The 19,184-nt window shown below is 71.8% G+C and carries 16 protein-coding genes and 2 pseudogenes; 9 read left to right on the top strand and 9 right to left on the bottom strand.

The features are described 5' to 3' along the window. Positions 1-18 precede the first annotated feature (18 nt). The gene (locus BMY19_RS23340) at positions 19-435 is read right to left on the bottom strand and encodes a hypothetical protein (protein WP_139215686.1); all 417 of its coding nucleotides are present in this window, start codon (positions 433-435) and stop codon (positions 19-21) included. Positions 436-1,028: 593 nt separating this feature from the next. Here BMY19_RS23340 and BMY19_RS23335 point away from each other — a divergent pair. The 3 genes from BMY19_RS23335 (at position 1,029) to BMY19_RS23325 (ending at position 4,860) form a co-directional block, all read left to right on the top strand. Then, positions 1,029-2,075, top strand: a complete 1,047-nt coding sequence (locus tag BMY19_RS23335; RefSeq protein ID WP_100253105.1) for an ABC transporter ATP-binding protein — start codon at positions 1,029-1,031, stop codon at positions 2,073-2,075. A gap of 81 nt (positions 2,076-2,156) precedes the next feature. Next, positions 2,157-3,182: an extracellular solute-binding protein gene (locus tag BMY19_RS23330; RefSeq protein ID WP_100253104.1), complete on the top strand. Its 1,026-nt coding sequence runs from the start codon at positions 2,157-2,159 to the stop codon at positions 3,180-3,182. A gap of 16 nt (positions 3,183-3,198) precedes the next feature. Next, a complete protein-coding gene (locus tag BMY19_RS23325) occupies positions 3,199-4,860 on the top strand; it encodes an ABC transporter permease (RefSeq protein ID WP_091682162.1) in 1,662 nt (553 codons plus the stop codon). A 118-nt stretch (positions 4,861-4,978) separates the two neighbouring features. Here BMY19_RS23325 and BMY19_RS23320 read toward each other — a convergent pair whose 3' ends face one another. Then, positions 4,979-5,764, bottom strand: a complete 786-nt coding sequence (locus BMY19_RS23320; protein WP_020095932.1) for an SDR family NAD(P)-dependent oxidoreductase — start codon at positions 5,762-5,764, stop codon at positions 4,979-4,981. A gap of 114 nt (positions 5,765-5,878) precedes the next feature. Here BMY19_RS23320 and BMY19_RS23315 point away from each other — a divergent pair, with 114 nt between their 5' ends. Both BMY19_RS23315 and BMY19_RS23310 read left to right on the top strand, forming a co-directional pair. Further along, entirely contained in the window at positions 5,879-6,775 is an 897-nt protein-coding gene (locus tag BMY19_RS23315; RefSeq protein WP_100253103.1) for a LysR family transcriptional regulator, read from the top strand. Positions 6,776-7,132: 357 nt separating this feature from the next. After that, a complete protein-coding gene (locus BMY19_RS23310) occupies positions 7,133-7,405 on the top strand; it encodes an usg protein (RefSeq protein WP_020095930.1) in 273 nt (90 codons plus the stop codon). Positions 7,406-7,519: 114 nt separating this feature from the next. Here the strand turns inward: BMY19_RS23310 and BMY19_RS23305 are convergent, their stop codons facing one another. The 3 genes and pseudogenes from BMY19_RS23305 to BMY19_RS31430 form a co-directional block, all read right to left on the bottom strand. Then, a complete protein-coding gene (locus BMY19_RS23305; protein WP_100253102.1) occupies positions 7,520-9,088 on the bottom strand; it encodes a GMC family oxidoreductase in 1,569 nt (522 codons plus the stop codon). 108 nt (positions 9,089-9,196) lie between these two features. After that, positions 9,197-9,733 carry a gluconate 2-dehydrogenase subunit 3 family protein gene (locus tag BMY19_RS23300; RefSeq protein WP_244534995.1) on the bottom strand — a complete coding sequence of 179 codons (537 nt, stop codon included), beginning with the start codon at positions 9,731-9,733 and terminating at the stop codon, positions 9,197-9,199. A gap of 68 nt (positions 9,734-9,801) precedes the next feature. Beyond that, positions 9,802-10,099, bottom strand: a pseudogene (locus BMY19_RS31430) (lactoylglutathione lyase). A 263-nt stretch (positions 10,100-10,362) separates the two neighbouring features. Here BMY19_RS31430 and BMY19_RS31425 point away from each other — a divergent pair. Both BMY19_RS31425 and BMY19_RS23290 read left to right on the top strand, forming a co-directional pair. Beyond that, positions 10,363-10,602 (top strand): annotated as a pseudogene (locus BMY19_RS31425) (ribbon-helix-helix domain-containing protein); the annotation flags it as partial. A 279-nt stretch (positions 10,603-10,881) separates the two neighbouring features. Further along, on the top strand, positions 10,882-11,727 hold the full coding sequence (locus BMY19_RS23290) for an aspartate dehydrogenase (RefSeq protein WP_100253100.1): 846 nt from the start codon (positions 10,882-10,884) through the stop codon (positions 11,725-11,727). A gap of 135 nt (positions 11,728-11,862) precedes the next feature. On the opposite strand, the gene BMY19_RS23285 is transcribed toward BMY19_RS23290, so the two are convergent. The 3 genes from BMY19_RS23285 to BMY19_RS23275 form a co-directional block, all read right to left on the bottom strand. Further along, a complete protein-coding gene (locus tag BMY19_RS23285) occupies positions 11,863-13,212 on the bottom strand; it encodes a dicarboxylate/amino acid:cation symporter (protein WP_056524126.1) in 1,350 nt (449 codons plus the stop codon). A gap of 82 nt (positions 13,213-13,294) precedes the next feature. Continuing rightward, positions 13,295-14,746, bottom strand: a complete 1,452-nt coding sequence (gene aspA / locus BMY19_RS23280; protein WP_100253099.1) for an aspartate ammonia-lyase — start codon at positions 14,744-14,746, stop codon at positions 13,295-13,297. 227 nt (positions 14,747-14,973) lie between these two features. Next, positions 14,974-15,873, bottom strand: coding sequence for a LysR family transcriptional regulator (locus BMY19_RS23275; protein ID WP_091682176.1), 900 nt, complete (start codon positions 15,871-15,873; stop codon positions 14,974-14,976). 811 nt (positions 15,874-16,684) lie between these two features. Between BMY19_RS23275 and BMY19_RS23270 the strand changes: the two genes are divergently transcribed. Together BMY19_RS23270 and BMY19_RS23265 are read left to right on the top strand one after the other, a co-directional pair. After that, positions 16,685-17,053, top strand: coding sequence for a hypothetical protein (locus tag BMY19_RS23270; protein WP_139215685.1), 369 nt, complete (start codon positions 16,685-16,687; stop codon positions 17,051-17,053). Positions 17,054-17,282: 229 nt separating this feature from the next. Beyond that, positions 17,283-18,854, top strand: a complete 1,572-nt coding sequence (locus tag BMY19_RS23265) for an ABC transporter substrate-binding protein (RefSeq protein WP_056524301.1) — start codon at positions 17,283-17,285, stop codon at positions 18,852-18,854. Positions 18,855-18,867: 13 nt separating this feature from the next. Here BMY19_RS23265 and BMY19_RS23260 read toward each other — a convergent pair. Continuing rightward, positions 18,868-19,184 (bottom strand): transposase (locus BMY19_RS23260; protein WP_139215684.1); only part of this gene is annotated, 317 nt, incomplete at its 5' end.

Below are 19,184 nucleotides of genomic sequence, written 5' to 3'. Positions count from 1 at the left end.
ACCGGCGGGATCAAACACCTAGTTGATCAGGCAGAAGCCGGCTTCCGCCCTGTCGACGCCGCCGACGCGCCTCCCGGTCTCGCAACTCGGGGCGACGGCGCGCACCGCTTGGACACGCGGCGTTTCGGGCGGCGGGCGGAGGAGGGTGGGCTGTGGCCGAAGCTCCGGCTCGCGCGCTTCGGCCGGGGTGTTCGCCACCGCTGCCGCGGCCGCCGCAGGAACGGCCGCAGCGATGGGGGCCGGCGCGATCGCGATGGTGGGACGGTAGCCGGCACGGCCGCTCGGGGCCGTGTCGGTCGCGGCGACAGACGGAGGCAACGCGGGTCGCTGCGCCGTCGACGACCGCCCGAAGAACAGACGCCCGCGTCCCTCGACGGTGTCGATGCTACCCACAAGTGTAGAGAACGCCACACCTGCCACCAGCCACGCGCGCATGATGTCCCCCACCGCACGCGAGGAGTATGGCATCGAACCAATTCAATAGTGCTGCCATGACCTTTCAAATTCGATTGATTTGATGAATGCAGAACGCGGGATCTCCGCGCGCCTGACCTGTCGGCACCGAGCCGCGATCGACCGGACAACGCTGTCCTTCAGCAAGAGCGGCTCCCGGCGCGCCGATGACCGATTGCGCCGTGCACCGTCCGCCGTGTCGCGTGCTGAGCCGACCGATACGGTGTGGTCGCGCAGCCGGGAGGACACGCCCCCGCGGCAAGTCTCGCGGGCAGGACTTCCGGGCACGACCCAGCGGCAAGCCTTCTTACGCCCCCGGCCCCGCGGCGCCGGAGACCGGGGCCGAGACAGCCGGGCGTCAGGTACCGGGGCGGCCCAACCAACGACACCCTGGAGCCGCACCGCCCGGCGGGCCGCGCCGTGCCGGAGGGCCGGATGAGAACGGTGACTCCACCCGTTCTCGATCGAGGGCCCGTCGCCCGCCGGATCTCCTGCCCGTGTTTCGACGCCGCAAGACTTCTCCGACCGACGCGTCGCCCGGCGCCGGTTCAGGTCCCGCCGCGGGGCAACTCGCGGTGTCGGGCGTGAGCCGACGCTACGGCCGGACGCTGGCGCTGGACAACGTGTCGCTGACGCTCGGTCCGGGCGAGATCCTGGCGGTGCTCGGCGCCTCCGGCTGCGGGAAGAGCACGCTGCTGCGGCTCATCGCCGGCCTGGACGCGCCGGACGCGGGCGAGATCGCCTTCGGCGATCGCCGCGTCGCCGGGCGCGGCCGCAACGCGCCGCCCGCGAGCCGCGGCGTGGGCCTGATGTTCCAGGACTACGCGCTGTTTCCCCACCTCACCGTGCTGGCCAATGTCCGCTTCGGCCTCGCCCATCTCCGCGGCGCGGACGCGCGGGACATCGCCCGCGAGCGCCTCGATCAGGTCGGGCTGGCACACCGCGCCGACAGCTATCCGGGCACGCTGTCGGGCGGAGAGGCGCAGCGGGTGGCGCTCGCCAGGGCCCTGGCCCCGCGTCCGCGGGTGCTGCTCCTCGACGAGCCGTTCTCGAACCTCGATGCCGGCACCCGCGAGCGTGTCCGCGCCGACACCCTGGCGGTCCTGCGGCGGGACGGCATCGGCGCGATCCTCGTCACGCACGACGCGGCCGAGGCGGTCGCCTGCGCGGACCGCATCGTCCTGATGCACCGGGGTCGGATCGTCCAGAGCGGCAGCGCCGAGGCGCTGTACGCCGCGCCGGCGACGCCGTTCGCCGCCCGGGCGCTCGGCGAGATCATCGAGATTCCGGGCCGCGCCGTCGACGGCCACGTCGCGACACCCCTCGGCACGCTGCCCCGGCCCGACGCCGTGCTGGAGGGCGCGGTCAAGGTCTGCCTGCGCCCGGAGGCGATCCGCCTCGGGCCGGCGGGCGCCGGCGTGCCGGCCAGGATCCTGGGCCGGGCCTTCGCGGGGCCGCGTCTGCGCCTGGACATCGCGGTCGCGGGCCTCGGCGCGCCGCTGCGCCTCGACCTCCCGCCGGAGGCCGTCCCGGGCGAGCAGGTCGGCATCGAGCTGCTGCCCGGGCGCGCCCACGTCTTCCCGCTGTCGGACGGAGTCCAAGTGTTGTCAGATTGTAATTAGAATATATCTAAATAAATCCGCCTTGCAGGGCGCATTCTTACTGTATAGCACCAGCTCGTCGCTCGACGAACGGGGTTTATCATGTTGAACGTCTGCAGAACCGGAGCCTGGGCGAGCCTGTGCCTGTCTCTCTGCTTCGGCGGACCTGCCTACGCGGCCGAGGTCAACCTCTACACCACCCGCGAGCCGGGCCTGATCCGGCCGCTGCTCGACGCCTACACGGCGCAGAGCGGCGTCACCGTGAACACGGTCTTCGTGGAGAAGGGGCTGGCCGAGCGGGTCGCCGCGGAGGGCGCGCGCTCATCCGCCGACGTCCTCATGACGGTCGATATCGGCAACCTGATCGAACTCGTCGACCGCGACCTGACCCAGCCGGTGCGCTCGCCCGTGCTCGAAGCGGCCGTGCCGGCGCCCCTGCGCGGCGCCGACGGGCGCTGGTTCGCCCTCTCGATGCGCGCGCGCGTGCTCTACGCCGACACGGGCCTGAACGATCTCGCGGCCGCGACCTACGAATCGCTCGCCGACCCGCGCTGGAAGGGCAAGGTGTGCCTGCGCTCGGGCCAGCATCCCTACAACACCGCCCTGATCGCCGCCTTCCTCGTCCGCCACGGCGCGGAGAAGACGGAGGCGTGGCTGCGGGGCGTGAAGGACAACCTCGCCCGCAAGGCGACGGGCGGCGACCGGGACGTGGCCCGCGACATCGCGGCCGACCTCTGCGAGGTGGGCCTCGGCAATTCCTACTATGTCGGACTGATGCGCTCGGGTCGCGGCGGGGCGGACCAGCAGAAATGGGGCGCGGCCATCAAGGTCGTGCTGCCGACCTTCGAGGGCGGGGGCACGCACGTGAACGTGTCGGGGGCGGTCGTCGCCAAGAACGCGCCGAACCGCGACCAGGCGGTCAAGCTCCTCGAGTACCTCGTCTCCGACGCCGCGCAGGCGCTCTACGCCAAGGTCGACTACGAGTATCCGGTGAAGGCCGGCGCCCCGATCGAGCCGCTGCTCGCGGAACTCGGTCCGCTGAGCGTCGATCCGACGCCGCTCGTCGAGATCGCCCGCAACCGCAAGGCGGCGAGCCTGCTCGTCGACAAGGTCGGCTTCGACAACTGAGTTCGAGCCGGGCCGGATGTCGGTGACCCGCTCTCTGGGCTGGGCGGGGGCGGTCGCCCTGGCGGCGCTGCTGCTCGCGCCCGTGATCTCCCTGGGCTTCACGGCGTCCGAGGGCGGCGGCGAGCTGTGGCCGCACCTCGCCGCCTACGTGCTGCCGCAAGCGATCCGCGACACCGCCCTGCTGCTCGCGGGCGTCGGCCTCCTGGTGATCGGGCTCGGGACCGCGACGGCGTGGCTGGTCGCGGCGTTCGACTTCCCCGGTCGGCGCCTCCTCGAGGCCGCCCTGCTGCTGCCGCTGGCGATGCCGACCTACGTGGTCGCCTACGCCTATCTCGACCTGCTGCACCCGCTCGGGCCGTTCCAGGTCGGGCTGCGGGGCCTGCTCGGCCTGTCGAGCCCGCGCGATCTCGCTTTGCCGGACCTGCGCTCGCTGCCGGGCTGCAGCCTGCTGCTCGGCTTCGTGCTCTACCCTTACGTCTATCTGCCGACCCGCGCGCTGTTCCTGATGCAGGCCGGCTCGTTGCTGGAAGCCGCGCGCACGCTCGGGGCCGGGCCGTGGCGCAGCTTCCTGCGAATCGCCCTGCCGCTCGCGCGGCCGGCGATCGCCCTCGGCACCGGCCTCGCCCTGATGGAGGCGCTCAACGATGTCGGCGCGGCCGAGTTCCTGGGGGTGCGCACGCTGACGGTGCAGGTCTACGCCACCTGGGTGAACCGCTCGGACCTGCCCGGCGCCGCGCAGATCGCGCTGGTGATGCTGGCCGCGGTGGTCGCGGTCGTCGGCCTCGAACGGCTCGCGCGGGCCGGCCGCGGCTATGCCGGCGGCGCCCGCCGCCACACGGCCGGCGCGCGCCGCCGGCTGGACGGCTGGCGGGCCGGGGCGGCCCTGGCCCTGGGCACGGCCCCCGTCGCGATCGGATTCCTGGTGCCGGCGGGCTCTCTCGGCCTCGAGGCGTGGCGCCGGATCGACGCGAGCGGCTTGCCCGACGCGCTCGCCGCCCAGGCCCTCAACACGGTCTACTACGCGGGCCTCGCCACGGCGGTGACGGTGCTGGCGGGCCTGGCGGTGGCGGCCGTTCCCTCCCTGCTGAGCGCCCGGGCCGGGCGCCTGCTCATCGGCGCGGCCGGGATCGGCTACGCCATGCCCGGGACCGTGCTGGCGGTCGGGCTCCTGGGTCCTCTGGCGCTGGTCGAGGCCGGGTTGTTCGAGGCCGGCCTGACGACCGCACGGGTGGGGCTCGGGACCGGCGCCGCCCTCGTCATCGCCTACGCCCTGCGCTTCCTGACCGTCACGGTGGGCGCCAGCGAGGCCGGCTTCGCGCGGATCCCGCGCACCATCCCCGACGCCGCGCGGGTGCTCGGGCGGGGTCGGCTCGCCACGCTGGTCACCGTGCAGCTGCCGCTGGCCTGGCCCGCGGTGCTGAGCGGCGGCCTCCTCGCCTTCGTCGACATCGCCAAGGAACTGCCGGTGACGCTGCTCCTGCGTCCCCTCAACGTCGAGACGTTGAGCACGCATCTCTACGGCGAGGCGGCGCGCGGCACGTACGAGGACGGCGCCGTCGCCGCCGTGCTCATCGTGATGATCGGTCTCCTCCCGGTGACGCTCCTGCTCAGGCTCGACCGGAACGCGATCGGGCCGGGACGGTTGGCCGGGGAAGAGCCGCGGACCGGCCGGGGATAGGTCGGGGAGAGGCCGGGGAGAGGTCGGGAATCGATCGCCCGCCCTTCGCGCCGGCCGCTCCCCGCGCCGGTATCCGGCCCGCGCCGCGCGCCCGTCTCCGCGTCGCGGGCCTCGGCGGTCAGGCGACGGTCGGCACGATCCCGCCCTCGACCCGGAGCGCGGCGCCGTTGGTCGCGGCGGCGAGGGGACTCGCCAGGTAGGCGATCATGGCGGCGACCTCGTCCGGCTCGATCAGGCGCTGGATCAGCGACAGCGGCCGATGGAGCCGGAAGAACTCCGCCTCCATCGCCTCGGGCGACAGGTCGGGATCGGAGGCGACACTCTTCAGGAAATCGCCGATCCCGTCGGAGCGCGTGGGCCCGGGCAGCACCGTGTTCACGGTGACGCCGCTGCCCTTGGTGAGCTGCGCGAGTCCGCGGGCGATCGTCAGCTGGGCCGATTTGGTCACGGCGTAGTGGATCATGTCGGGCGGCGGCACGATCCCGGACTCGCTCGAGACGAACAGGACGCGCCCCCAGCCGCGCGCCTGCATCCCCGGGAGATAGGCCTGCGCGAGCCGGGCCCCCGACACGACGTTGACCGCGAACAGGCGGTGCCAGTCGTCGTCGGCGATGTCCGGGAAGGCCTTGGCCTCGTAGATCCCGAGATTGTTGACGAGGATGTCGACCGCGGGGGCCGCGCGCACGAGCGCGGCAGCGCCCTCGGCCGTGGCGGGATCGGCCAGGATCGCGCGCGCGCGGCCCGCGGCGGCGACCGCGGCCGCGGCCGCGTCGAGCTTGGCCTGCTGGCGCCCCGCGATGATGACCTCCGCGCCCTCCGCGGCCAGCCGTTTGGCCACGGCGAGACCGATCCCGGCGGTCGAGCCGGTGACCAGGGCGCTTCGTCCCGTGAGCTGCAGATCCATGACGGTTCGTCCTCGTTGCCGTGTCGGTCCCGAGGAGATGGACGGCCGCCGGATTGCTGAGTAGCAGGCATCGCGGCACGATGATCGTGACTTCAATGCACGAGTGGCGGCGCGATGGACAACCGGCTCGGGGACATGGAGGCGTTCCTCCAGGCGACGCGGTGCGGCAGCTTCGCGGCGGCCGCCAAGGCCCTGCGGCAAACCCCCTCCGCCGTGAGCCGGGCCGTCGCCCGCCTCGAGGCGCGCCTCGGGGTCGCGCTGCTCCGGCGCACGACCCGATCCCTGACCCTGACCCCGGAAGGCGAGGCCTACCGCGAGCGGGCCGCCGAGCTGATGGCGGAACTCGACGCGATGGAGCGGGGCCTCACCCAGACCGCCGCCGAGCCGAGCGGGCGGCTCCGGGTGAACGCCTCGGTCCCGTACGGGACCCACGTCGTCCTGCCGGTCCTGCCGCGCTTTCTCGCGCAGCACCCGCGGATGAGCCTGGATCTCGCCCTGACCGACGAGGTGATCGACCTGCCCGCCACGCAGGCGGACGTCGCGATCCGGATCGGCCCACTCCGCGACACCCGCCTGCGGGCCCGACGCCTCGGGCGCAGCCGGATGATCGTGGTCGCCGCCCCCGCCTATCTCGCGCGGGAAGGTGTCCCGGAGCATCCCGACGACCTCGCGGCGCACAAGTGCCTCAACTTCAGCTTCCGCCGCTCCCTCGATACCTGGCCGTTCCGCGTCGGAGCCGGTCTCAACCAGCGGCCGATCCAGGGGAATTTCTACGGCAATTCCGGCGAGGTGGTGCGCCTGATGGCGCTCGGCGGCGCCGGGATCGCCCGCCTCGCCCGGTTCCATGTGGCGGCCGATCTCGCGGCCGGTCGGCTCGTGCCGGTGCTGGAGGCGTTCAACCCCGGCGATGCCGAGGACGTCCACGTCCTCTATGTCGGCCACGCGCGCTTGGCGCTGCGCATCCGAAGCTTCGTCGATTTCCTCGCCGCCCACGCGACGGTGGAGGAATGACATCGGCGCGGCAGACGCTTCACGAGCGATGCCTCGACTGCAGTAATATTTATTTTCATTGCTCGAAGACGCGCAATATTTGAGACGCTTGGGTCCTAAACAGGATCAGATCCCGCGACGGAGAGGCCGGCTCGCGGTCCGGACGCTGGAACCGAGCGTCGCCGAGCCCGTCCTGCGCGGCCCGACCTCGGTGCAGCGCGCGCGTGCGCGCGACCCCGAACCGCTCTGGCAGCCATCGGCCGCTCTGAGTGCTAACCGACTGAGATCGCGGGCGATTCGGCGTTTGTTAACAGCTCAGCCGGCAACTTTCTTGCTTCGTCGTGGGTCACTCTCACGATGCGCGCAGGAGGGGCCGCCATGAGCGTTTCGACCGCCTTCCGTCGTCAGCTGGAAGGCTACAGCCTGACGACAGCCGAGATCCTGTATCACCTGCCCGACCATCCCCACCTGCTCCAGACCTTCATCTGGCAGCAGCACGATCTCTTCCCCGTCTTCCCGGAGCTGAAGCGCTTCCTGGCCTTCTGGCAGGGCGCCCTCGATGGGCCGCTGCATTCGGTGAAGGTGGCCCACAGCCGCCTGATCAGGCCCGCGGAATTGCGGGCCGTCGGCAGCGAGTTTCACCTCCACTGACGCCGGGGGCGGGAGCCGAGCTTTCCGCGGGCCCGCGCGGGAAGCGCGATCGCGATGGTCGCGGAGATCGCGGAGATCGCCTGCGCCGGCCGGATGCGGGTGCCGGGTCCGCGCTCAGATCTCGCCGCGACTCATCCGCTTGGCGATGTGGTCCGCCTGCCGCAGGGCCAGCGCGACGATGGTGAGGGTCGGATTCTCCGCGGCGCCGGTCGTGAACTGGGAGCCGTCCGAGACGAACAGGTTCTCGACATCGTGGGCTTGGCCGAAGCGGTTGACGACGCCGTCCCGGGGCTTCTCGCTCATGCGGTTCGTGCCGAGGTTGTGCGTCGACGGATAGGGCGGGGTGCGGATGGTGCGGACCGCGCCGACGGCCTCGTAGAGGGCGCTGCCCTGCCTGTAGGCGTGCTCGCGCATCGCCTCGTCGTTGGGATGGTCGGCGAAATGGACCGACGCGACCGGCATCCCGTAGGCATCCGTGTCGTCCGACAGGGTGATGCGGTTGTCGGAACAGGGCATGTCCTCGCCCACGATCCAGAGGCCCGCCATGTTCCGGTACTTGTCGAGGGCGCCGGTGAAGTCGCGGCCCCACGTCTGCGGGTCGAGGAACGCCGCCATGAAGGGCAGGCCCAGGGAGAGCGTCTCGAGCTCGTAGCCGCCGACGAAGCCGCGGCTCGGATCGTGCCGGGCCTCGTCGCGCACGATGCCGGCCATCGTGGTGCCGCGGTACATGTGGACCGGCTTCTCGAAGATGGCGTAGACCGAACCGGTCGTGTGGCGCATGTAGTTGCGCCCGACCTGCCCCGACGCGTTGGCCAGACCGTCGGGGAACTTCGCCGAGTGCGAATTGAGGAGCAGCCTCGGGCTCTCGATGGAGTTGCCGGCCACGGCGACGGCCCGCGCTCTCTGCCGGTGCTCGACACCGTCCTTGTCGGCGTAGACCACGCCGGTGACCTTGCCGCCGGGATCGTGCTCGATCCGCAGCACCTGGCAGCCCGAACGGACCTCGAGCCGGCCCGTGGCCTCGCCCTTCGGGATCTCCGCGATGAGCGTCGACCACTTGGCGCCCGACTTGCACCCCTGGAAGCAGAAACCGAGCTGCATGCACGCGGCGCGGTCGTCGCGCGGCTCGGAGTTGATGGCCATCCGGCCGGTATGCACCTCCGTGTAGCCGATCTTGCGGGCGCCGGCCTCGAGCACCTTGAAGTTGTTGTTGCCCGGCAGGCCCGGGATGCCGTTGGTGCGCGTGACGCCCATCCGGTTCTCGGCCATGGCGTACCAGGGGTCCATCTCCGGGAGGTCGACGGGCCAGTCGAGGAGGTTGGCCCCCTTCACCGCCCCGTAATGCGTGCGCGTCCTGAACTCGTGCTCCTGGAAGCGCAGCGACGCGCCCGCCCAGTGCACGGTCGAGCCGCCGACGGCCTTCACGATCCAGGCCGGCAGGTTGGGGAACGTCTTGGCGATCGGCCACGGCCGGGTGGCGTGCCGCTCGTCCTTCCAGGCGAGCTGGGCGAACGAATCCCACTCGTCGTTGACGAAGTCGAAGGTCTCGTGCCGGTCGCCCGCCTCGAGGATGACGGTGTCGATGCCCTTGAGCGCGAGCTGGGTCCCGAGGGTCCCGCCGCCGGCGCCCGAGCCGACGATGACGAAGACGGAGCCGTCGCTGAGGTCGTAGGGAGCTGACATGGTTTCCTCCTGCCGCGGATCGGCCCCGTCCCGTCTTCGCGCGGGATGGTCGGACCGAGCGGTTAATGCGTGTCGCGCGCGGCCGCCGGCGCGGGCGCCGGGCCGCCGTCAGAGCCAGTCGATGTCGTCGAATCCGCGCTCCAGGTAGCCGCCCTTGTCGAAGGAGGCGCCCTCGTAACCGAAGATCGGCCAAAGCTCCTTCTGGTTGTAGAGACCGACGATCAGGTTGGCCCGCACCTTCTGGAAGAACGTGGTCGGCTCGATGGTCTCGAGGAGGGCCGCCCGGTCCGTGTCCTGCGGAACCTTGGCGTAGGGCAGGCGGTGCCTCTCGACGGCCGCCCGGTTGAGCGCGGCCATCCCGTCCTCGAGGAGCGTCAGTTCTCCTGGAGCGGTCCGCGCCGCGTCGTCGAGGATCTGCACCGCGGCAGCGTAGTACCTGTCGGCGACGCGGTCGTGCGGGTAGCAGTCGCGCGACATCTGCACGAGCGAGGCGAAGGTCTCGGGCTTCGTCGCCTTCGGCATCTGCGCCCAGGCCCGCCCGGTCACGCTGCCGTCCGGCATGACCGCGACCGCGAGCAGCGTCGAGCCCGCGGCGCCCAGGAAGCCGCGGCGGGACAGGTGCGCGCCCGTCTCCTGCATCCTCATCCCGTCCTCCCCTGTCCGTGTCGGTCGTGCCGGTGCCGCGGCGGCCGATGGCGGGCCGTCGCGGGTCATCAGGCGAAGCGCCAACCGCGGGCGAGCACCTCGATCTTGTGCTCGTCCGGGTCGTCGATGAAGCAGGAGCGCGCCGTGCCCCGGGCGACCCCCCACGCCCAGGCCGCAGGCGCCGTCGTGGCCCGTGTTGACCGTCAGCGCCGACGCGAGACCGGACGCGGCATGCGCGAGATCGATCGGGGTGAAGGTTTCGAAGCCGGGCCGGTCGGCGGTGTCGAGGCCGAAGGCGGCCCGGTAGAAACGCGCGGAGCGCGCCGCGTCCCGGACCCGGATCATCGCGGGGATCCGCTCGGGCATGTCGGACATGTCGCGCATGATCCCCCCTGTCGAGGCCCGAGGCCGAAGGCCCCGGGGGGTCCCGCCGAGCGGAAACTTAGAGCCGCTCCAGCGTGCGGTGGTAGTATCATGCTACTGCGGAGCGGGCCCGCGACGATCCGCGGAGCGCGTTATGCCAGAGCCCGGAAGGCGGTGGAAACGGGCGCGCGCTGCATTATTGTTCCTCATCCCGGGGAAGCGCGGGCGGTCGCCGCGGGTGAGCGGCGCGGATCGCAGGGGTGGACATGTGCAATCTGTACTCGGGGATGCCGCCCGCCGACTACGAGGGCGAGACCCGCTCCATCCGGCTCGGCGGACACTCGACCTCGATCAGGATCGAGGTGATGTTCTGGAACGTGCTCGAGGACATCGCCGCCGCTCAGGGCATGACCCTTCCCCGCCTCGTGACGCTTCTCTACGACGAAGTGCTCGCTCTCCACGGTGAGGCACGCAATTTCGCCTCGCTCCTGCGGTGCGCGTGCCTGAGGCACCTCGAGATGAAGGCGGACCGCCTCGCCTCGGCGCAGCGGCGCGCCGTGGAACAGCGCGGCAGGGTCGCGGGGGACGTCGATGGCGCCCTGGACCGGATCGACGACCGTGACGTCGGCGTCGGACACGTCGCGCGGACCGCGCGCGCCCTGCGCGGCGACGCGGTCCGGCCGCGCGATGCCCGCGGCGAGGGCTGAGGCGCGTCCCCCCCGGCATGGCCGATGCAGAGGGCTGGCGCGGTCGGCCGCTCCGGCCCCGATGAACGGATACCCGACATGCCGCTGCAGGAAGCCCCGAGGTCGCCCATCCGCGGCGGTCGCATCGCGATCGCCGGCCTCGGCACCGTCGGGCTGGCCGTGGCGCGCGCGCTCGATGCGGGCGCCATATCGGGGCTGAGGCTGACCGCCGTCGCGGTTCGCGATGCCGCCAGAGCCCGGGCCGCCCTCGCGGCGCTCGCGGAGCCGCCGGAGGTCGTCACCGCGTTCGACGCCCTGGAGCCGCGGGCCGACATCGTGCTGGAATGCGCGCCGTCCCAGCATCTCCCGGCGATCGTGCGGCCCTTCGTGGCGGCGGGGAAGACCGCGATCGTGCTGAGCTGCGGCGCGCTCCTCGATCACGAGGACCTCGTGGCGACGGCCCGCGCCCACGGCGGTCAGATCGTCGTCCCGACCGGCGCGCTGCTCGGCCTCGACGCCGTGACGGCCGCCGCGGAGGGCACCATCCGCACGGTGCGGATGATCACCCGCAAGCCCGTGCGCGGCCTCGTCGGCGCCCCCTACCTCGCGGAGAACGGCATCGAGATCGGCGGCATCACCGAGCCGATGCGCATCTTCGCCGGCAGCCCCCGCGAGGCGGCCCGCGGCTTCCCGGCGAATCTCAACGTCGCGGTCGCGCTCTCGCTGGCCGGCAACGGTCCCGACCGGACCGAGCTCGAGATCTGGGCCGACCCCGGCCTGGAGCGCAACACGCACCGCATCGAGGTGGAGGCCGACGCCGCGCGCTTCGCGATGACGATCGAGAATGTCCCGACCGACGAGAACCCCCGCACGGGCCGCATCACGGCCCTGTCGGTCATCGCCTACCTGCGCAAGCTCACAGCCCCGCTCCGGGTCGGAACCTGACAGACCGGACCCGGCTGCCGCGCCCCCGCGCCCGGAGCGATGCCCGGGCGCGGTCGCCTCTCAGAGCCGGAGCGGTCCGTGACAGCGGCGAGCGGCGCGATCCCGTCCGCCATCGAGCGGGCCACGGCGGCGCCGTCAAGCGCGGGCGGCGCCGGCCGCGGGCCGCGCGGCGAGGTCGAGGCGCGGCCCCGCGGGCTCCGCGCTCACCTCCCGGACGCCACCCGCGATCTCACCCCGCCACTTGGCGACCGCCGCGGTGGCGAGCCCGTTACCGAGGACGTTCGTGACGGTGCGCCCCATGTCGAGGATCTGGTCGATGCCCATGATCAGCAGGATGCCGGCGGCCGGGAGACCGAACATCGGCACGGTGGCGGCCACCACGACCAACGAGGCCCGCGGCACGCCGGCGATGCCCTTGCTCGTCACCATCATGACGAGCAGCATCGTGAGCTGCTCGCCGAAGCCCATGTGAATCCCGAACGCCTGGGCGATGAACAGGGCGGCCATGGCCTGGTACATCATCGAGCCGTCGAGGTTGAACGAGTACCCGAGCGGCAGCACGAACCCCGTCACGCGCGGGCGCACCCCGAAGCGCTCCAGCACCTCGACGGTGCGCGGGAAGGCGGCCTCGCTGCTCGCCGTCGAGAAGGCGAGGATCATCGGGGCGCGCAGCAGGCGCAGCAGCTCCACCACGCGGCGGCCCAGCACGGCCCAGCCGGCACCGATCAGCAGCAGCCAGAGCAGGGACAGGCCCGCGTAGAAGCTGGCGATGAACTTGCCGTAATCGAGAAGGACGCCGAGCCCTTGGACGGTGACGACCGCCGCGATGGCCGCGAAGACGGCGATCGGCGCGAGCCGCATCACCGTGTCGGTGACCCTGAACATCACGCGGGCGAGGCCGTCGAGAAGCTGCACCATCGGCTCGCTGTAGCGCCGGTCGATCGTGCTGAGACCGAAGCCGAAGAAGATCGAGAAGACCAGGATCTGCAGCACCTCGTTGCCGGCCATGGCCGAGACGATGCTGGTCGGGAAGACGTGGACGAGGAAGTCGCGCAGGTTCAGCGAGGCGGCCTTCAGGCCGGTCTGCGCCCCCGCGTCGGGCAGCGGCAGGCCCAGGCCCGCGCCCGGCTGGAACAGGTTCGCGGTCAGGAGCCCGAGGGTGAGCGAGACGACCGAGGCGGTGACGAACCAGCCCATGGCCAGCGCGGCGACCCGGCCGACCGAGCGGGCGTCGCCGAAGCTCGCGATGCCGGCCACGATGGTGGCGAACACGAGCGGCGCGATGATCATCTTGATCAGACGCAGGAAGATGTCGGTCGCGAGGGTGAAGTGCGCCGCGAACGCCTTGGCCTCGTCGGGTCCGGCCGCCAGTCCGTGCAGGACGGCGCCGACGAGGATGCCGAGTGCCAGCCCGAGCCCGGTATAGAGCGTGAGCCGGCCCGAGCGCGATGTCGTGGAATCCGGGTCCGTATCGGCGTGCGTCATCCGTTGTCCTCCCATGGGATCGTGTTGTTCGGCGTGCGGGATCCGACCGCTGGCGTCGCGGGCGCGGATCCCGGATTCTGGATCAGGCCCCGGCGACGGCCCGGGCGATGACCGGATCGGGGGCTTGCGGGCGGGTCAGCCGCTCGGGCCGGAGGACCGCGTCGAGCTGCGCGCGGGCCATCAGCCCCTTCTCGAGCACGAGGTCGTAGACGCCGCGACCGGTCGCGTGCGCCTCCATGGCGACGGCCGTCGCGTTGCGGTAGCCGATATAGGGGTTGAGCGCGGTCACGATCCCGATCGAGTGCTCGACGCTGGCGCGCAGCCGTTCGCGGTTGGCGGTGATGCCCCGCACGCAGTGGAGATCGAGCGTGCGGCAGGCGGCTTCGAGATGCGCGAAGCTGCGGAACAGGCTGTAGGCGATCACGGGCTCGAAGGCGTTGAGCTGCAGCTGGCCGGCCTCGGCCGCGAAGCTGATCGTCACGTCGTTGCCGATCACCTCGAACGCCACTTGGTTCACCACCTCGGGGATCACCGGATTGACCTTGCCGGGCATGATCGAGGAGCCGGCCTGCCGGGCCGGCAGGTTGATCTCGCCGAAGCCCGCGCGCGGACCGCTGGAGAGCAGGCGCAGGTCGTTGCAGGTCTTGGACAGCTTCACGGCCACCCGCTTGAGGACGCCGGACACCTGCACGAAGGCGCCGCAATCCTGGGTTGCCTCGACCAGATCCTCGGCCGTGACGAGCGGGATGCCGGTGATCTCGGACAGCCGCGCGCGGACCGCGGCCGCGTAGAGGGGATGCGCGGTGATGCCGGTCCCGATCGCGGTGGCGCCCATGTTGATCTCGCGGATCAGCAGCTCGGCCTCGCCCAGCCGGGCCTCGTCCTCGCCGAGCATGCGCGCGTAGGTGCCGAATTCCTGGCCGAGCGTCATGGGCACCGCGTCCTGCAGCTGGGTGCGGCCCATCTTGAGCACGTCCGAGAACTCGGCGGCCTTGGCCTCGAAGCTGCCGCGCAGCGACGCCATCGCGGCGACGAGCCGACGGATCGCGCCGATGCCGGCGATCTTGAGGGCCGTCGGGTACACGTCGTTGGTGCTCTGGCCCATGTTGACGTGCTCGTTCGGGTGCAGCTGCCCGTAGGCGCCGCGGGCGTGGCCGAGCAGTTCGAGCGCGCGGTTGGCCACGACCTCGTTGGCGTTCATGTTGGTCGAGGTCCCGGCCCCGCCCTGGATGAGATCGACCACGAACTGATCGTGCAGGCCGCCGGCCCGGATCTCCTCGCAGGCCGCGACGATCGCGTCGCAGCGCGCCGCGTCGAGCAGGCCGAGTTCCCGGTTGGCGAGCGCCGCCGCCTGCTTGATCGCCGCGAGCGCCCGGATCAGGTCCGGGCAGGTGGCCAGCGTGGTGCCGGTGATCGGGAAGTTCTCGACCGCGCGCAGGGTATGGATGCCCCAGTAGGCCGCCTGCGGAACCTCGCGGTCGCCCAGGAGGTCGTGCTCGGTGCGGGTGGCGGCGGCGGAAGCGATCTCGGACACGGCTCTCTCCTCGCGCGCGGAAGCGATCCGGCGCGCCGTAGGGCAGGACGGTTGGGCAGACGATTGCGCGTGAGCGACCGGCCCGCGTGAGGGGGCGTCGACGCTCTCGACGGTGCGCGATGAAGGGTCGCCGCCAGTCGCCCCGCCCTCACGGGCGGCCGCGCCTGACCGGCCGGCGTCTGATAGTCCCGGTGCCGGCGGGCCGCCAATGCTAGTTGCGACCAGAACTATTCCGAACCGGAATAGTTCTTCGAATCCGCGGCGGCGGCCGACCAGACGGCCTCCAGGAACGGCCGGGCCCGCTCCGCGCTGCGGTACAGCCGGATCTCCATCGACATCTCGGGGCTGACGATGGCGAGCGCGCCCGCCGCGATCTCGCCGGCCACGAGGCTCCTCGGCAGCCACGCGACCCCGTGTCCCGCGAGCGCCATCGACCGCAGGGCCTCGGCCATCGAGTTCTCGTTCGTGTGGACCGGATAGGTCGCGGGCGCGCCCTCCCGGGCCTGGGCGATGGCGGCGAGCCGGCCCAGGAAGGAGCCGCGGGAATATTGCAGGAGCGGCAGGCGGCCTTCCCGGTCGCGGGGGAGATCCGCCGGCGCCGCCACGGCCACGAGGCTGTCCTGGCCGACGACGAGGCAGGGAAAGCGATCGGGCCCGAGCGGGATCGGGATGCCCGGATGGTGATAGGTCAGCATGAGGTCGTAGCCGCCCTCGACCAGGGCCTGGAGGCAGATGTTGAAGTTCTCCGGCAGCACGCGGCTGCTCATCGCACCGAGCTCGCCCCGGAGCGCGCCGAGCCAGCGCGGCAGGAAGGAGAGGCAGAGCGAATGCAGGGCCGTGATGGCGACGACGGGCAGGCTCGACCGCTCGCTGCGGTTGCGGAAGTCGGCGCGGCTGAGGGTGAGGAGGCGCACCACCTCCTCGGCGGTCTCGAGGAAGTGGCGCCCGTCCGCCGTGAGGGTGATCGGGTAGGTGCTGCGGTCGAGCAAGGCCGTGCCGAGCCAGACCTCCAGGGAGCGGATGCGGCGGCTGAACGCCGATTGCGTGACGTGCCGCGCCTCGGCCGAGCGTGAGAAGCTACGGGTCTCGGCGAGGCTGAGGAAGTCCTCGATCCACTTCAGTTCCATCGCCGGCCGGGCCACGTCCAGGGGTCACGGTCTTGAAACGCCGAAAGGGCGGGCCCGGCAAGCGGGGCGGGCGCGTCCGCGCCGACGCGGTCCGGCGCCCGATCCTGGGCGATCGTGGCCGATCCTGCCGAGAACCGCGCGCCGACGGCGCGGCCCGGAGCGGCTCAGCGGTCCGCCAGGCGCCCCTCGGAGAAGCGAGGCGGCACGATCGTGGGCTGCGCGATAAGTCTCAACGCGACGGTGGCCGTCACGACGGCGTCGGAGGAGCGGCGCGGGGCGCTCCCCCGGCAGGCGGGCTCAGGCGAAGTGCGTCGGCAGACTCAGGGCCTGCGCGTAAGTCACCAGCGCGATCGCGCCGCCGATGAGGGTCGCGGCTATGGTGATGCGGTTCGTCCAGGTCATCGTCGTCTCCATCGGGCTCGCGTCGGTCGTCGCGGTGTGATCCCGATGTAGGCTCAAGCTTTCAGGCCCGGCGTGTTCCGGAGCACCCGCGCCGGCGGCGTTGCCGGAGCGACGGGGTCGCCGTGGCCGCCGGCGCGGACCGCGGCCGGCTCGGGGAGCGCCCGACCGAGCGGCCCCTCCGGCGGCCCGCGGCGATCGTGCAGGCGTGCGACACATCGAACGACACGGCGCAGCGATGTGACCGCGGGGCCTCAGCCGCGGGCGCGGCGGCCCGCGACAGGGTGCTACGTCCTTCGGTCGAGCCCCGAGCACCACAAATGATGGCGACGGAAACGCCCGCGCGGGCTCTGCGCCTGGACAGGACTGGTCCGAGTCTGGGTCAGCCTCGGCGGCCGGCCGCAAGATCAGCATGAGCCGGCTGGCCGCGATCCACGAGCGTCGCAGGACACACATGCAGGAAACACCCCGCAGAGTCGTGATCCGAACGGATCCCGATTTCGAACAGGCCGTGATCGGCGGATTCAAGCTGGTCGAAGACGCCTACGCGCGCGGGATCATCTCTTGGATGCGCCGGTGCGCGTTGCTGGACCTGTTGGCGAGCGGCGAGTCCGAGCTGTACAAGAGGCGCACCTATGTGACGCCGCATTCGGACCCGGATGCGATCCAGATCGGCGTCTATTTGGAACCGACTTGGGCCTTCCTGATCGAACTCGGTCTGCTGACGCCGGAGATGACCGCGCCCGAACAGGCCGATTCCGGGGCCGACCGCGAGCGCTAGGGCCCGAGGCGCCGGGACGGAGGCTCCGGCCCGGCGGACGCGGGGTCATGCAGGGAGCTCGCGGCGCGAGTTGCCCCGCCGCTGTGCTCCGGACACCGCCCGCTGACGCGGCCGCGCGCGCCGGGGCGCGGCCCCGCGTTTGCCTCGCTGCCTCTCCGAGGGCACCATGCAACGCGACGAGGGTGACGGGCGCACGGTCTCCGATGGCATCCAGCACGAGCGCTCTGCGATGAGGCGCCGCGAGGTCCTCGCCGCCCTGGCCGCCGCCGCGGTCGCGCGGCCCGCCGTCGCGCAGCCCGCCAAGGTCCTGCGCTTCATCCCGGAAAGCGACGTCGCGGTGATCGACCCGATCTGGACGACGGCGACCGTGACGCGCAACCACGGCTACCTCGTCTTCGACACCCTCTACGGCCAGACCGCGGGCTACGAGTTCCAGCCGCAGATGGTCGAGGGTCACGCCGTCGAGGCGGATGGCCGCCTCTGGCGCCTGACCCTGCGCGAGGGCCTGCGCTTCCACGACGGCGCGCCGGTGCTGGCGCGCGACGCGGTGGCGAGCGTGCGCCGCTTCGCCGCCCGCGACGCCTTCGGCCGGGCGCTGATCGACGCCACCGACGAACTCGCGGCGACCTCCGACCGCGTCGTGCAGTTCCGCCTCAAGCGGCCGTTCCCGCTGCTGCCCGCAGCTCTGGGCAAGACCGGCACCTCGATGCCCTGCATCATGCCGGAGCGCCTGGCGAAGACCGACCCGAACACGCAGGTCACCGAGATGGTCGGCTCGGGCCCGTTCCGCTTCAAGGCGGACGAGCGCGTCCCGGGGGCGCTCACCGTCTACGAGCGCTTCGACGGCTACGTGCCCCGCCCGGACGGCGCGGCGAGCTTCACCGCCGGACCGAAGCGGGCCCATTTCGAGCGGATCGAGTGGCGGATCGTGCCCGACGCTTCCACCGCCGCGAGCGCGCTGGCGGCCGGCGAGGTCGACTGGTGGCAGAACCCGACGCCGGACCTGCAGGCGCTGCTCAGGAGCAGATCGGGGATCCGGCTGGAGGTGCTCGATCCGGCCGGCGGCATCGGCTGCCTGCGCTTCAACCACCTGCATCCGCCCTTCGACAATCCCGCGATCCGCCGGGCGCTGCTCGGCGCCATCGACCAGACCGAGTTCATGAGCGCGGTCGCGGGCGACGAGCGCGCCCTGTGGAAGGACCATGTCGGCGTCTTCAGCCCCGAGGCGCCGATGGCGACGCGCGCGGGCACCGACGGGCTGGTCGGCCCCCGCGACTACGCCGCGGTCAGGCGCGCCCTGGCGGAGGCCGGCTACCGGGGCGAGCGCGTCGTCATGCTCGACCCGACCGATTACCCGGCCACCCATCCCCTGGCCCTCGTCGCGGCCGAAGCCTTCCAGAAATGCGGGCTCGCCGTGGACCTCGTCGCGATGGACTGGGGGACCCTGGTGCAGCGCCGGGCGAGCCGCCAGCCCCCGGACAAGGGCGGCTGGAGCACCTTCGTCACTTACCTGAACGGCACCAACAACTTCGATCCCGCCGGCCAGCTCGGCATCCGCGGCAACGGCGACCAGGCCTGGTTCGGATGGCCCCGCGCGCCCCGTCTCGAGGAGCTGCGCGCCGCGTGGTTCACCGCGCCCGATTCTGCGGCGCAGAAGGCGATCTGCGCCGAGATCCAGCGACAGTTCTTCATCGACGTGCCGTACCTGCCGCTCGGCGCCTATTACGAGGCGACGGCCTATCGGGGCCTGACGGGCGTGCGCAACGGCTTCCCGCAATTCTACGACGTCAGGCCGGCCTAGGTAGGGGACTCATTCAGGTCCATGCGATGACAGAGGAAACTAGCGCGACGGCTGCGAGATAGTTGCAGGCTAGGCGATCGTAGCGGGTCGCGACGCGCCGCCAGTTTTTGAGGTGGCCGAACAGCCGCTCGATCCGATTGCGCCGCCGGTAGGCGACCCGGCTGTGCTTATAGGGTACCGTCCGGGTGGCCGTGGATGGGATGGTGGCGATCACCCGGTGGCTCTTCAGCCAATCTCTCAAGCTCTGTGCGTCGTAGGCCTTGTCGGCGATCAGACGCTTGGGCGGCACCACAGCGCACAGCAGGGGCAGCGCCATGGTGATGTCGGCCA

The sequence above is a fragment of the Methylobacterium sp. UNC300MFChir4.1 genome (genome assembly GCF_900110155.1).
Lineage (GTDB): Bacteria > Pseudomonadota > Alphaproteobacteria > Rhizobiales > Beijerinckiaceae > Methylobacterium.
The sequence above is the reverse complement of the archived record's forward strand: the minus strand, read 5'-3'. Positions and strand labels throughout refer to the sequence as shown.